Source organism: Pseudoalteromonas sp. A601 (genome assembly GCF_002165575.1).
Lineage (GTDB): Bacteria > Pseudomonadota > Gammaproteobacteria > Enterobacterales > Alteromonadaceae > Pseudoalteromonas.
This window is the reverse complement of the sequence record NZ_MXQF01000013.1, coordinates 92,716-107,729: the sequence shown is the minus strand read 5'-3', so window position 1 is coordinate 107,729 and position 15,014 is coordinate 92,716. Positions and strand designations below refer to the sequence as shown.

Below are 15,014 nucleotides of genomic sequence, written 5' to 3'. Positions count from 1 at the left end.
GCGCATTAACCAGCATGATTTTAATTAAAGCCGCTTATGTTAATTGAATCTAAGGATGTAATAGTGAAAGTCGCAGTATTAGGTGAATGCATGGTTGAATTAAGTCAACAGGCAGAAGAACAATTTAAATTAGGTTTCGGCGGAGATACTTTAAATACTGCTGTTTATTTATGCCGTTGTGGTGGAGCAGCTGATTACTTTACTGTGTTAGGAGATGACCTATACAGCGAGAGTATGCTTGAAGCATGGCAAAATGAAGGTGTTAATGTTGAGCATGTAAAAATTAAAAAGGGGCAATTGCCTGGCTTATACATAATTAACAATGACGACACCGGGGAACGCTATTTTAATTATTGGCGCCAAAACTCACCTGTTCGCTCAATGCTGACTGATTTCCCAGAAGTATTAGATGAAATACTGGAATATGAAGTTATTTTCCTCAGTGGTATAACTTTATCTCTCTTTCCTCATGACGATTTAATTGCGCTATTTGATTGCTTAAAAACATACCGTAAAAATGGCGGGCAAGTTGTATTTGATAATAACTATCGTGCTCGTAATTGGATGGATGTAAGCAGTGCGATTGATGTGTTTACTAAGATGATGACAGTAACGGATATTGCTTTAATCAGCTTTGATGATGAAAAATCTTTATACGGGCAACATTCAGTCGATGAATGTATCGATCGTTGGGCTGATGCCGGAGTTAAAGAAGTCGTGGTTAAAAATGGTCATCATGGTTGTCATTTATATAAAGACAAGCAGCGCTTTTTCTATCCATTAAAATCAATCTTAACTCCTGTTGACACAACAGCAGCTGGGGATTCTTTCAATGGCGCATATTTAGCAGCTAAATTACAAGGCAAATCGGTTGGTGATTGTATTAGTGCCGGTCAGCAGTGTGCAAGCACCGTGATAATGCATAAAGGCGCTATTATAGATAAAGAAATAGCGCTGACAAGTGGAGGCTTATGATGCTTAATAAATCTTTTTTTAAGTGCTTCATAGCGGCACTTTTTTGCTTGGTGCTTTGTGCATGTAATAACAAAGATGAAAGACATACATCGATACGTCTGGCACACCATTTAGATACTCAACACCCTGTTCATAAATCTCTCGTTCACATGAGTGAAGTTCTGAAGCAGCTATCTGGTGGAACAATGGAGTTAGTTATCTATCCTTCTGCACAAGTAGGTACTGAGCGCGAAGTCTTGGAACTGCTACAGATTGGTAGCATGGGTATGACAAAAGTTTCTGCCAGTTCACTCGAAGCATTTGTGCCACAAATGAAAGTTTTCAGTCTTCCGTATTTATTTAATGACCATGCTCATTATTGGAAAACGTTAGACAGTGAAATTGGGCATGACCTGCTTGATGCCGGTACTCCATTTTTAATTAAAGGCTTAGGCTATTTTGATGCTGGTAGCCGCAGCTTTTACACAACTAAACGTAAAGTAGAAAGTCCGCAAGATCTTGCAGGATTAAAAATTCGCGTAATGAGCAGTCAAACAGCAGTTGATATGGTTAATACGATGGGTGGTGCTGCTACACCTGTAAGCTGGGGAGAGCTTTATACATCTTTGCAGCAAGGAATTGTTGGAGGGGCAGAAAATAATCCACCTAGCTTTTACTTTTCAAAACATTACGAGGTGAGTAAATATTATTTGTTAGATGAGCATACCTCGATTCCAGACGTGATTGTTATAGGTACTAAAGTCTGGAATAAGCTTAAGCCACAAGAACAGCAATGGTTAAGCCAGGCGATGAGTGAAGCAACTGAATATCAAAAAATACTTTGGGCAGAATCGACTGCAATGTCTTTGCAAAAAGTAGAAGAAGCTGGAGTTGAGATTATAGTCGCAGATAAAACGCAGTTCCAAGATAGCGTAAGACCTATTTATGATTCATTGGAAGGTACGATCCTGGAGCCGCTCGTTGAAAGCATTAAAGCTATGGGAGAGCCACAGTGAAACAATTTGAAAACATCTTACACACAATTGATCGTTCTTTACGGGTTTTACTCGCCATTATGATGGCTTTATTAGTGGTTGATGTAACTTGGCAAGTTTTAACACGGTTTGTACTCCCTCAGCCAAGCTCATTTACTGAAGAAGTTGCTCGGTTTTTACTTATCTGGATAAGTTTGCTTGGAGGTGCTTACGCCTATCGAGAACATAGTCACTTAGGTTTTGACTTGATTGTAAGAAATTTATCTGAAGCGAAAGCAAAAGTAGTTTTTCAACTATGTTGTTTACTAGTGGCTATATTTGCGATCACCGTATTGATAATTGGTGGGCTTAACTTAGTAAACCTCACTTGGACCTTAGGGCAGCACTCTGCAGTGTTAAATGTACCAATGGCCGGTGTATATATCGTTTTACCGCTTAGTGGATTGTTATTTTTACTCTATAGCATTTATTTCTTTTTTAATGCTCCAAGTCATTCAGTAGAGCAGGAGGACATCCTATGACTAGCATAATTTTGTTTGGTGTCTTTGCACTATTACTGTTAATTAATTTACCCATTGCACTGGCTATTATATTCGCAACATTAGTTACTATGTTGGCGACGATAGACACTTTACCTGCTCTGACAACAATAGCTCAGCGATTAACGGCTGGGATTGATAGTTTTGCTTTGCTTGCTATTCCTTACTTCATTTTGTCTGGGTACATCATGGGACAAGGTGGTATTGCATTGAGGTTGATTGAATTTGCAAAAGTATTAGTTGGACGCCTTCCTGGCGGATTAGCATTCGTAAATGTAATCTCATGTGCTCTTTTTGGCTCAATTTCTGGTTCTGCAGTTGCTGCAACATCAGCAATTGGTGGCTTTATGATCCCTGCAATGAAAAAAGAGGGGTATGATAAACCATTCAGTACAGCTGTAACTGTAACTGCTGCAACGACAGGTATGCTTATTCCTCCCAGTAATATATTAATCATATATTCACTTGCTAGTGGTGGAGTTTCAATTGCCGCATTGTTTATTGCTGGGTATTTACCAGGCTTATTAGTGACGCTTTTATTGATTGCTGGCGCGGCTATATATGTTAAACGTAAAAATATTCAACCCTTATCAAAAGAGTCAATTGGACCGTTTTGGCCATCTCTTTTTGGTGCAGTACCGAGTTTATTTTTAATTTTCTTGATAATTGGTGGCATTATCGGCGGGTTTTTCACACCAACTGAAGCAGGCGCTATCGCTGTTTTATATTCACTAGTTGTGTCTTTGGTGTTTTATAAAGAGCTGAGTTACAAAGATCTTTATCCTATTTTACTGAAATCGGTGAATACAACCGCCATTGTGATGTTATTGATAGGTGCATCATCAGCAATGTCTTGGTTAATGTCTTATGAATTGATCCCGCAGACAATTAGTCAAACATTACTAGCATTATCAGAGAATCCATTAATTATTCTTTTAATTATTAATATTACGTTATTGCTAATTGGCACATTCATGGACATGACTCCAGCAGTGCTGATTTTCACGCCTATCTTTTTACCTGTTGCCGAATCTCTTGGGATATCACCTTTGCATTTCGGCATTATGATGATTTTAAATCTATCAATAGGATTATGTACACCACCAGTAGGTAGCGTGCTATTTGTTGGCTGTAGCATTGGTAAGGTTTCAATCAGTCAAATTGTTAAACCCATATTGCCATTATACGTGGCGATGGTAGTTGCACTTATTTTAGTCACAATCTTCCCTTCGATTAGTGAATTTTTACCTCAACTTTTAGGTTTAATCTAAGAAGACCTTTAATTTAAACCGTTAAATAGGAATTTAATAATGAACACATATTTACAGCAACAATTTGGTTTAGAAAATAAAGTGGCAGTTGTTACCGGAGCTAGCCGTGGCTTAGGGCAAGCTATGGCACTGGCCTTAGGCGAAGCAGGCGCAACAGTTGTAGCCGTTGGCTCAAAGGTTGAGAATGTTGAAAGTACTATCTCATTATTGAAAGAAAAAGGTGTGACCTGTTTGGCACTAGGTTGTGATCAAGGCGATGGCGACCAAATCAAGCAAGCCGTTACAAATACTATCAGTGAGTTCGGGCGAATAGATATTTTAGTCAATAATGCAGGCACTATTAAGCGCTCACCAGCCCATGAGTTTTCAGACGATGATTGGAATGAAGTTATCAACACAAACCTAAATGGTGTGTTTAAATTTTGCCGTGAAGCTGGTAAATACATGCTAAAACAAGGCTCAGGTAAAATCATCAACATCGCATCATTACTAAGCTTTTCAGGTGGTATTACTGTACCTGCTTATGCAGCGAGTAAAGGTGGCGTCGCGCAGTTAACGAAAGCATTAGCAAATGAATGGGCATCGAGCAATATTCAAGTAAATGCAATCGCACCAGGTTACTTCGAAACAGACAACACTTATAACCTACGTCAGGATAAAGAACGTCATGAAAGTATCACGGCTCGTATTCCAAGTGGTGTTTGGGGTAAACCTGAAGATCTAGCCGGTGCGACAGTCTTTTTATCAAGTAATGCAGCAAATTATGTAAATGGCCATGTCATGTTAGTTGATGGCGGATGGATGGCTCGCTAAGCCATTATTATTTCAAAATTTATAGATGTATAAACAAATTATACAAAGGGGCAATTATGGACTTTATGTTCTCAGCAGATATTAGAAGCTACAAGACAATGCGTAATGAAGAGTTGCGTGATGCGTTCGTTACAGCACCATTATTTGAAGCCGGTAAAATTAACTTAACGTATACCGATGTTGACCGTGCTGTTATCGGTGGTATTACGCCTGCAGCTGAGGCGATTGTATTGCCAACGCATAAAGAGTTAGCCGCGGACTATTTTTGTCAACGCCGTGAAGCGGGTGTGATAAATATTGGTGGTGAAGGGCTTATTACCGTTGATGGGACAGCGTACCCAATGAACAACCGTGACAGTTTGTATATCGCCAAAGAAAGCCAAGAAGTGGTATTTTCTTCAACGGATGCGGCGAACCCAGCGAAGTTCTATTTAGCTTCGTACCCTGCACACCGTGTCACTAAGACCGTGCACGTCCCAAAAAGTAAAGCGAAGTTCATTGAGCTTGGGTCACAAGAGACCTCCAATGAGCGCACAATTTTCCAATCGATTCGCCCCGGTATTGTGGATAGCTGTCAGTTAGTGATGGGTATTACCGAGCTTAAAAAAGGCAGTGTGTGGAATACGAAGCCTCCGCACACTCATTTTAGACGTACCGAAGTGTATATGTACTTTGACTTACCGAAAGATGAAAAAGTATTTCATTTAATGGGTGAGCCAACAGAAGTACGTACATTGCCGATTGAAAGTGAAGTGGCGATAGCGTCACCGAGTTGGTCAATCCACAGCGGTGTGGGCACATCGAACTACACGTTCATTTGGGCGATGGGGGGTGAAAACCAAGAGTTTGATGATATGGACCACATTGAGGTGAGTGCACTACGTTAATTCGATGATGCATCTTAACTAAGCGTTCGCCTACCACGTACTGGCGTTCGCCAGTACGTTATAGCCCCAAACAGTGTTTGCAAGGTCACCATCTAGCCTTGCCTGTTTGGGGTCACCCAACTTAACCCACCGAGTGGGTTTTAAATATTATCCGACATATTTAGTCGGAGGAATTGTTGCACCTTAAATTTAGGAATGAGGAAAATTTATGGCCAAAATAGTGTGTTTAAAAGAGGCGGCTAGCCGTGAGCGGCGGTGTGGGTTATTACCCGCGAATGTCAAAGCGTATGTGTTGTTAGGGGCAGACGTGATTGTTGAATCAGGTCTTGGCGACGGTATTTTTATCAGCGATAAAGAATATGAAGACGCAGGCGCCACGGTGCTTAAAGACCGCGCTGGTATTTTAGCGCAAGCGGATGTGATTTTATCGGTTGATAAATTGCCGGTAGAGGATATTCCTCATGCGAAAGGTAAAGCTGTTATCAGCTTTTTAGACCCGTTTAATAGCCATGATTATGTGGACTTACTGTGCCAACATCAGGTCACCAGTTTTAGCATGGAAATGATACCGCGTAGCACGCGCTGTCAAAAAATGGATGCCCTGAGCTCACAAGCCAGTTTGGCAGGGTATGTGATGGTGACAAAAGCCATCGCGGAATTACCGAGCATTCTGCCGATGATGATGACAGCGGCGGGCACGATTAAGCCTGCGAAAGTGTTTATTATCGGCGCAGGTGTGGCTGGGCTTCAAGCCATTGCGACCGCAAAACGCTTAGGAGCGGCAGTGACTGCATTTGATACGCGAACTGTGGTTGCAGAGCAAGTGCGCTCATTAGGTGCCAAGTTTTTAGACATCGACTTAGGTGATACAGGGCAAACGGCACAAGGGTATGCGCAAGCACTCACCCCAGAGCAGATGGCAAAGCAGCAGGCGGCGCAAGCACAGTGTATTGCGCAATCAGATATTGTTATCACGACAGCACAGCTGTTTGGTCGTAGGCCACCTGTGTTAATCAATCACGACACCATTGGGCAAATGAAAGCGGGCTCAGTGATTGTGGATATGGCCGCCGAGAGTGGCGGCAATGTAGCTGGCTCAGTCCCAGGTGACACCACTGTGATTGACGGGGTTAAAATCATTGGCACGGGGAACTGGTCAAATGAAGTGGCCCTTAATGCGTCACAAATGTACGCCAATAACCTGTTTAACTTAGTTAGTGAGTTTTGGCAAAAAGACAGCAAGCAGTTTGCGATTGACCTTGAAGATGACATTCAAAAGAGTGCAGTGATTACGCATCAAGGCGATATCACCAATCAAACAATCAGTGAACTACGCGCGCAACAACCAGTGGAGAAAGCATCATGACCGGTATTTATCTTTTATTTATATTAATGCTCGCTATCTTTGTTGGGTTTGAGCTTATTCGTAAGGTGCCCGCGACGTTACATACGCCGCTGATGTCAGGTGCCAATGCAATCTCGGGGATTACCGTGATTGGTGCACTGAGTTTAGCCGGTGGTGAGTCACATGAACTCGCGACATGGCTGGGTGCGGCCGCTGTCATGTTGGCAACCGTGAATGTGGTGGGTGGTTATTTAGTCACTGACCGTATGCTTGCCATGTTTAAAAAGCGTTAGGAGAGAGCGATGAGTGATTTTTCAATATTAATAAATGCTACCTATGTGGTGTGTGCGTTGCTCTTTATTTTTGGTTTAAAACTATTAAGCCACCCTTCTACCGCGCGAAAAGGTAACCTGTTATCAGGGCTTGCGATGTTAATTGCGGTGGTGGTGACGTTACTCGATAAACAGATTATCTCGTTCGAGTTTATTTTAGGGGCGATAATGCTTGGCTCTGCGGTGGGTGTGTATGCGGCGAAGAAAGTTGAAATGACGTCGATGCCTGAGCTTGTGTCATTGTTTAATGGTGTGGGTGGTTTAGCGAGTTTAGCGGTGGCGTATGCAGCGATAGTCAATGACGCGTTTGCCAGCGTATTTGTGTTGATAGTGAGCTTTATAGCATTACTTATTGGTGCGGTGACGTTTTCAGGTAGTGTGGTTGCGTGGGCAAAGTTAAGCGAACGTATAGTGGGTCGTCCGATTGTTTTTAAAGGTCAGGCCATTGCAAACGTGGTGCTTATTTTGGCGATAGCGGCATCAGGTTATTTATTGGTGACTGAACCGGCGATGACGACGTGGCACTATGTGGCCATTGGTTTAGCGCTATTAATGGGGGTGATGTTAGTACTGCCAATTGGTGGTGCGGATATGCCCGTGGTGATTTCATTGCTGAACAGCTACTCCGGGTTAGCAGCATGTGCAGCGGGTTTTGCACTGGAAAACAACTTGCTGATTGTGGCCGGTGCGTTGGTGGGCGCCAGCGGTATTATTTTAACAAATATCATGTGTAAGGCGATGAACCGCTCATTGGTGAATGTGTTGACGTCGGGCTTTCAAAAAGTACACACGAGTGAGATGAAAATTGAGGGTGAAATTAAACCACTGAGCCCAGATGATGCATTTTATGTATTAGAAGCGGCGCAGTCGGTACTGGTTATCCCGGGTTATGGCATGGCAGTGGCGCAAGCACAGCACACGATGAAAGAGCTGCAAGCGCTGTTGGAAAACAATGGTGCTGAAGTGGCGTATGCGATCCACCCTGTGGCAGGGCGTATGCCGGGACACATGAATGTACTGCTTGCTGAGGCGGATGTATCGTATGAGCAGTTATTTGAAATGGATGAAATTAACCCACGGATAGAAGGGTTTGATGTGGCGATAGTGATTGGTGCGAATGACGTAGTGAATCCGGCGGCAAGGGAAATGGTGGGCAGCCCAATTTACGGTATGCCAGTTATTAATGCGGACTTAGCGAAGAATGTGTTTGTACTTAAGCGCGGCATGGCAACGGGGTTTGCGGGTGTTGATAACCCGTTATTCTTTAAGCCAAATTGCCGGATGATATTTGGTGATGCAAAAGAAACTCTAAATAGCCTTGTGCGCCAATTTGCTGATTAATATTGGCTTGTATATCTAATCAAAAAGCACCTTCATAAGAAGGTGCTTATATATTCAACCTTCATTAAAAGCGTCTATCAAGCGCTCTAAAATAACAGGATCTATCCTTGTTTCATCAATGGAAATGTTTAGAACTGATTTGGTCGTTTTAATCTTAACTCCCGTAAACTCTTTGCCAATAACGTCTTTGAATTTTCCATCATAGCTTATAGGATCTGTAGCCTTGTCAGCACGGATTTCTGCAATTAACTCTTTTTGCAGGTTTTTTGATGCTTTCTCTAACTCTTCTTCAAGAAGGCTTATTTCTTCGGCAGTTTCATTTCCGGTTAGTGTAACTGGTTCAATAGGGCTGAACTGTTCAGCAATCGTTTCGAGATATCCATCTTTATTGTGTTTTACTAACTCACGTAATAATGGTGTGGCAACATATTTTAAAGCTGGAAATAAATTAATTATCTGCTTAGGTAAATTTGCATAACTTAGCGCATAATAAACATTGCTTTTCTTCATGCCTAAGAGATCACTTAGTTCTAAGCCTGTAATTTCTTTATCGTTGTTACTATCTAGCTTTGTTTTTAATGCTTGAATAGATTTAGCTTTATCCATAAAGCTAGGCTCAGCGTACTCATCCATCACACGAGCAAAATGCGCTCGTTCTTTTTCTGTTAAGTCTTTTGCAACAATGAGGCTCAGCTTCGTTTTAGGGAGAAGCGAGACAGTGTAGGCGCGTCTTAAACCACCCAGTATTTCGTATTTACCATTTACTAACTCAGCTCTAACTGGCTCAGTATTTCCGTTAGAAGATCTAATTGAGTGGTAAATGTCTAAAACAGATGCTAAAGATAAATCATCAAATGAGCGCTTGTTATAGATAGATTTAACGCATTTATTAAATACGTCTTGGCTTTCAATCGTAATTCTTTCCCATTTAATATCACGGCCATCAATGGGTGAGCTGTCGATTAAACTATCGCTATTATCATGTGTAATGAGGGCATCTAAGTTTGTATTAGATATTTTACGCCCTATTACTGTTCTTTTTTTATTACTCATAGCGAATTAACCTTCATTCTTTCTATTAAATGTAATTGTGTCGAATACTGAACGAGTGAACTCTTCAGCTTTAATTCGTGCTTTTTTAAGTGCATCTCTATCACCAGGGTAAAATTTAGGGTTCGTTGAAAAAACGGTTCCAAAGCTTTCACCGCATCGTTCAAATGCTGTTGATAGCGGAAGTGAAGTGTCTAACATATCAGCGCCGCAAACTTCTCTTAATAAGCTTTGTGCATCAGCATGGTCTGACTTCCTAGCTATTTTGGCCATATAGCCAAAAATAGAATTAAGCTTAATTTCACTGCCAGCACTTTCTGCCATGTCGAATAATTCAGGTAAACGCTGCATAAACTTTAGAGTAGAATGAAAATCAACTTGTGCAGGAGGCACTGGAATTAAAAAAGTATCAGCTGCAACGAAAGAGTTAAGCAAGAATGCATCAAGGTGGGGACCACTATCTATAAAAATAAAGTCGTAATCATGCTTTAACTTACCAATTACATTATTTTTCAAAACATCATATATATTTTGGTTCGGCAGGTGTTCATTCGCCAATTGTTCAAACTGTGATGCAATAAACGCATCCTCAATTGATGCAGGGATTATATCAACACCAGCTATACTAGACGGCTTAATAAAATCATTAAGTAACTCTTCACGGCTAACGTTTTGTAGCATTGCCTGAGCGACAGTTTCATCCACGATACCAATTGATAAATCATGTTTCATAAACATTGTCGCACTTGCTTGCGGATCTAAATCTAGTACAAGTATTCTTAAGTCATGTTTTATTAGTGCTGGTGTACATCTTAAACCATGTGCAAGGGTTACAGAGCTTACTGTTTTAGCAACTCCACCTTTTAAGTTTGTTAAAAAAACTGTATGAGCTTCTTTAAATTGCTCACGATATTTAGGAACCTCTCGATGTTCATAAATTGCAGTTACATCTTTATGCCCCATACTATAAACGTTATTTAGGCCAGCTTGTTTCTTTTGAAACTGATAACCCTGTAGCTCCATCTCTGCCACAGCTTTATCTACTTTTGCTTTAGCAAGGTCCGGTAGACTTGCTACCGCGGATTTAGAAAAGGTTTGTTCATAATTCTCAGCATCAAACTCTATCTTTGAGCTGGTTATTTTTTCTGAAAGCGTCTCTAAAGTGAGTTTAGCTCTCGTCGCAATTTTTAAAATCCTATCATCCATCTTCATACCTTGCATTATGCAGCTTTTTAAGAATTAAACGTATAATGCTGCATATTTATGTTAATGTAAATGGGGAATTGAAAAACTGGCTTAAAAAATAGCGCAACAACCGGAAAATTCCGATGATTGAATTTCCACACTGTGGAACTGTGTAAAAGAAGTTGATTGATTTTTGAGTAATCTAAAATAAGAGAGGCAAACTTTTATTTAAAATTTCAGAGTGATTTCGTGGTCAGAGTGAAACGCTGTTGCAGGGCAGTTTAAATTTAGAAATAAAATCACATCTTAGCCCTAGGTAGACTAGGTCTAAGATGTGAACAGTAATGGATAGTAAAACTTAGATATAAGTATGTAGATTAGTCATCAAGAGATTCGACAACGATGACCTCAATACCCTGTTCTTGGAAATATTCAATTAGCTGTGAGTCGGCTTTAGAGTCAGTAATTAGGATATCAACTTCTTCTAAAGAGCAAAATACAAAGTTGCTACGTTTACCTAGCTTTGTGCTATCAGCGAGTACAATTAATTTATCTGTTTGTTTTTTAAGTTTTTGCTCTGAAAGGATTAATAATGGATCTGACTCCATTACACCAAATTTACCTATTCCAGGGGTACCCATAAACATCATTGAGCTACGATAATGTTCTGTGTTGTCCTTCTCATAAGAACTTAAAATGATGCCTTGTTCTCTATATATTTCACCACCAGGGAGTGAAATTAAATTATCGCTATTATCAGAAAGGTAATTTGCTAAAACAAAGGAATTAGTCAGAATATTAAGGTTTTTATCTTGTAGGAACTCACCCATCATATAAGTAGAGCTACCACCATTAATAATAATGGAATCATTATCTGAGCATAATTCAACAGCTTTTTTTGCTATAAGCCTTTTAGTGTCAGTGCGTTTAGTTTTATCAACGTTAAAGGCCGAACTTTGAATATTTTTTCTTTGATTTTGACTTGATTCAGCTCCGCCGCGAATTTTGACTATTTCGCCACGCTTAGACATTTTAGTTAAATCACGGCGAATAGTTGCTTCAGATGAGTTTAATTTACCTGTTAAAACCTTAACGCTCGCAAAGTGGTTTTGATCTACAATTTCTTTAATCAGCTGCTGTCTATGTTTTTCTAACATTTATAACTATCCATTTTGTTCACCCTTGAGGGTTACATACCAATTAATTACAGTATTTTCATAAAAGTTTATCATTATATGACCTAAAAAGGAAAAAATAGATTACACAAAACCTTTATTAAAAACAGTAAGTTAAAATTGTTTAATTGGTATAGTAATTTTTCCCTAGACCAGTTTAATGAGAGTAATGAGTGTAAAGAGCATGTTTACCAATTTATTTTCAGTCAATTTAAGTCTATATAAATCATTTGCAATCACTTGAGTTAAGTGTAAACTCGTATTAATTATTGTGACTTACCTAAGTAACTCGTACATTTACGAAGATATTAATAGAATTTTTGTAAGTTTTGGTCTTAATTATATGAATAATAAGTAATAAAAATGACAACTCAAGCAACTGCATACTCACTAGTAATTGATATAGGCAAAACTCATGTAAAACTGCATGTGTTAGATAGTAAATTTAACTCTATATTTTCCAAGCAAATGAAAAATACAGTAGTAAATGAAGGTGTCTTTCCTAGTATAAACACAAATGAGATTTGGGGTTGGCTTATTGCAGGAATTAAAGAGATCACACCTGCTTACCGAATCAATGCGATAAATATAACAACGCATGGTGCAACAGCAGCATTAATCGATCGTAATTCATCTGATACCGATGGTCTTGTCCTTCCTATTTTGGATTATGAATATACCGGTGTTTATGATCAAAGCCCAGAATATGAAAGTATTCGACCTAAATTCGATGACACCTTTTCGCCATCTTTACCTGCAGGATTAAACTTAGGTCGTCAATTATATTGGTTAAAAACAAATTATCCCGAAAAATTTCATAAAGTTACAGATATTCTCATGTACCCACAATATTGGGTATGGCGCTTCACCGGACAAAGAGTGAATGAGATTACTTCATTGGGTTGCCATACTGATTTATGGTCGATCAAAAATAATAATTACTCTTCTTTGGTTGATTACCTAGATTGTGGAAAGTTGCTCCCTAAAATAGAACCTGCATGGTTTGATTGTGGCCAAGTAACACCGACTCTTATAACTGAGCTTGGACTTGATCCACACTGTCATTTTTATAATGGTATTCATGATAGTAACGCTAGCTTTTTACGATATAAACTTACTCAAAAAGACGCTCCTTTTACTGTTGTATCAACAGGCACTTGGACTATTTTGATGTCATCTCAAGTATCGCTTGCTAATTTAGATGCAAAAAAAGATATGCTTGCCAATATTGATGCGATGTCGCAGCCCATTGCTTGTGCCAGGTTTATGGGGGGGAGAGAGTTTGAAGCTATTTGTGAACAAGCTGGTTCCTGGCTTGGTGAGCAATTTAACGTAAATGACATACAAAGTGTTATTGACCATCAAGTATTTGCTCTACCCGATTTCAGTGAAGGAAGTGGTCCTTTTGGTGGTCCTGAAGGTAGCTTTATTTCTAATACAGATAAAGTCAGCGGTATTGCGCTAGCAACTATTTACTGTGCTCTGATGATTGATTACCAGTTGGATATGCTTGACGCCAAAGGCGATATTTTCATTGAAGGTGCGTTTTTGAAAAACCCACTGTTATGCGCTGTTCTGAACCAGTTAAGAGAAGATAATAATGTAATATTATCAATGGATTCTACCGGTACTGTTCAAGGTGCTGGTTACTTATCGGACTGGGGCAATGTTAAATGCGAAATTGAATGCGAACCTTCAACTTACACAAATTTAACTAGTTTAAAGGAATACCAAAATAAATGGCGTTCATATGCTGAGGCTAAACTAAATAATATTTAACCCGTTTGAGAGCAAGCATACTCGAGGGGCAAATATAAACGATATCAATGAGATGGTTGTACTTGTGCTTCTACAGGACCAATTTATTAGTATATAGTGAGGTACATGTAAGCCCCCTATATTTGTTAATAGCATGTGGTAGGTCAATTGTTAAATTATTCAGATCAAGGTGAAAGAAAGTTTATAATTAAGTATTTCGCATGTATTGGGTGCTCTGCGACTTCTTTGATGGCGATTGTAGCAATACTAGATCAAAAATATATATTATTTTTATCTCTTACTATTTCATCTTGTCTTTTCTTATACTCTTGTTTTATATGTAGAAAAGAAAAAATAGCAGCTTCAATAATTTCATATACACTTTATATTTTAATGTTGTTCCTTGTTTTCACTGGAGGGGTAAAAGGGACTGGACCTATATGGATTCTTATTGTATCTCCAGTAACTTTTTTCATCCGTGGGTTGATACTAGGTGCATTTGACAGTTTATTATTTCTAATATCAGTGATTACTGCTTTCATTGCTACAGACTATTTCGGAGTGTATGAATATCACTCGCCAGAGTTGATTGTTAGAATCATTTTATGCTTTTTCATAGTTGCATTGTTGAGTGGTTTTTATGAGTATTTCAGGGAAAGATACAGCCAAAAACTCATTGTTCTAGCAAAGGAAAATCAGTTTCTCGCAAATCAAGATCCTTTGACTGGGTTACCCAATCGTCGTTTTACAGTAGACTATTTAAGTAATAATGAGTTGAATATCTCCAAGGAACTTCCACTCTCAATTGTTTTATTTGATATAGATAACTTTAAAAAAATTAATGACTCATATGGGCATGGTGTTGGTGATCAAGCACTCGTGCATTTTGCTAATGTTTTTACTCAAACCTGCCGTAGTAATGATATTATTGCACGCTGGGGAGGTGAAGAGTTTTTATTGGTTTTAGAAGGTACTGATAAAAACTTAGCTATTGAAATAGCAGAAAAGCTTCGCTTGAAACTTTTAAATACTTCTATGAATATAAACAATCAATCAATAAAGCTCACGGTCAGCGGTGGTGTTGAAGTCATTTATTCAAAAGATACTTTGGATTTGGCTATAAAATCTGCGGATGATAATTTATATCGTGCGAAAATACGTGGTAAAAACAGGATCTGCTATTAATACGGCTATAATATTCTCTTCCCCCGAGATTAGACGACAGTATGTCCTGGATCAGTATTTAACTTACTATTGTTAATTTAAGACACTAAAGTGAAATTATATGTCGGAATATCAACGCCTAAGAGGACTGAATGTAGCCTTTTTGCTTTTTCATACTCAGTAAGCGGTGTGAGTGAGTAAAATT

14 protein-coding genes are annotated in these 15,014 nt (G+C 39.2%); 11 read left to right on the top strand and 3 right to left on the bottom strand.

Going from position 1 to position 15,014, the window contains the following annotated elements:
- Positions 1 to 63: 63 nt before the first annotated feature.
- From B5G52_RS12665 to B5G52_RS12625, 9 genes are all read left to right on the top strand, one after another.
- On the top strand, positions 64 to 975 hold the full coding sequence (locus tag B5G52_RS12665; protein WP_087533011.1) for a sugar kinase: 912 nt from the start codon (positions 64 to 66) through the stop codon (positions 973 to 975).
- Entirely contained in the window at positions 972 to 1,970 is a 999-nt protein-coding gene (locus B5G52_RS12660; protein ID WP_369679929.1) for a TRAP transporter substrate-binding protein, read from the top strand. Before B5G52_RS12665 ends, B5G52_RS12660 begins: the two co-directional genes overlap by 4 nt.
- Positions 1,967 to 2,470: a TRAP transporter small permease gene (locus tag B5G52_RS12655; protein WP_087533010.1), complete on the top strand. Its 504-nt coding sequence runs from the start codon at positions 1,967 to 1,969 to the stop codon at positions 2,468 to 2,470. Before B5G52_RS12660 ends, B5G52_RS12655 begins: the two co-directional genes overlap by 4 nt.
- Positions 2,467 to 3,759, top strand: a complete 1,293-nt coding sequence (locus B5G52_RS12650) for a TRAP transporter large permease (RefSeq protein ID WP_087533009.1) — start codon at positions 2,467 to 2,469, stop codon at positions 3,757 to 3,759. The genes B5G52_RS12655 and B5G52_RS12650 overlap by 4 nt, the downstream gene beginning before the upstream one ends.
- Before the next feature lie 39 nt (positions 3,760 to 3,798).
- Positions 3,799 to 4,572: a glucose 1-dehydrogenase gene (locus B5G52_RS12645; protein WP_087533008.1), complete on the top strand. Its 774-nt coding sequence runs from the start codon at positions 3,799 to 3,801 to the stop codon at positions 4,570 to 4,572.
- Between the two features lie 56 nt (positions 4,573 to 4,628).
- Positions 4,629 to 5,459 carry a 5-dehydro-4-deoxy-D-glucuronate isomerase gene (kduI, locus tag B5G52_RS12640; protein ID WP_087533007.1) on the top strand — a complete coding sequence of 277 codons (831 nt, stop codon included), beginning with the start codon at positions 4,629 to 4,631 and terminating at the stop codon, positions 5,457 to 5,459.
- Positions 5,460 to 5,667: 208 nt separating this feature from the next.
- Positions 5,668 to 6,825 (top strand): NAD(P) transhydrogenase subunit alpha, encoded by a 1,158-nt coding sequence (locus tag B5G52_RS12635; RefSeq protein ID WP_087533006.1) that lies wholly within the window; start codon positions 5,668 to 5,670, stop codon positions 6,823 to 6,825.
- On the top strand, positions 6,822 to 7,097 hold the full coding sequence (locus B5G52_RS12630) for an NAD(P) transhydrogenase subunit alpha (RefSeq protein ID WP_087533005.1): 276 nt from the start codon (positions 6,822 to 6,824) through the stop codon (positions 7,095 to 7,097). The genes B5G52_RS12635 and B5G52_RS12630 overlap by 4 nt, the downstream gene beginning before the upstream one ends.
- Positions 7,098 to 7,106: 9 nt before the next feature.
- Entirely contained in the window at positions 7,107 to 8,477 is a 1,371-nt protein-coding gene (locus B5G52_RS12625; protein WP_087533004.1) for an NAD(P)(+) transhydrogenase (Re/Si-specific) subunit beta, read from the top strand.
- A gap of 54 nt (positions 8,478 to 8,531) precedes the next feature.
- On the opposite strand, the gene B5G52_RS12620 is transcribed toward B5G52_RS12625, so the two are convergent.
- The 3 genes from B5G52_RS12620 to B5G52_RS12610 all read right to left on the bottom strand — a co-directional run bounded on the left by B5G52_RS12620 (position 8,532) and on the right by B5G52_RS12610 (position 11,869).
- Complete coding sequence (locus tag B5G52_RS12620) at positions 8,532 to 9,530, bottom strand: hypothetical protein (RefSeq protein ID WP_087533003.1); 999 nt, start codon at positions 9,528 to 9,530, stop codon at positions 8,532 to 8,534.
- Positions 9,531 to 9,536: 6 nt separating this feature from the next.
- Positions 9,537 to 10,733 (bottom strand): AAA family ATPase, encoded by a 1,197-nt coding sequence (locus B5G52_RS12615; protein WP_254911202.1) that lies wholly within the window; start codon positions 10,731 to 10,733, stop codon positions 9,537 to 9,539.
- 356 nt (positions 10,734 to 11,089) lie between these two features.
- Positions 11,090 to 11,869 carry a DeoR/GlpR family DNA-binding transcription regulator gene (locus B5G52_RS12610; RefSeq protein WP_087533002.1) on the bottom strand — a complete coding sequence of 260 codons (780 nt, stop codon included), beginning with the start codon at positions 11,867 to 11,869 and terminating at the stop codon, positions 11,090 to 11,092.
- A gap of 381 nt (positions 11,870 to 12,250) precedes the next feature.
- Between B5G52_RS12610 and B5G52_RS12605 the strand changes: the two genes are divergently transcribed.
- Together B5G52_RS12605 and B5G52_RS12600 are read left to right on the top strand one after the other, a co-directional pair.
- A complete protein-coding gene (locus B5G52_RS12605) occupies positions 12,251 to 13,666 on the top strand; it encodes an FGGY-family carbohydrate kinase (protein ID WP_087533001.1) in 1,416 nt (471 codons plus the stop codon).
- Between the two features lie 147 nt (positions 13,667 to 13,813).
- Entirely contained in the window at positions 13,814 to 14,830 is a 1,017-nt protein-coding gene (locus B5G52_RS12600; protein WP_140394321.1) for a GGDEF domain-containing protein, read from the top strand.
- Positions 14,831 to 15,014: the final 184 nt, after the last annotated feature.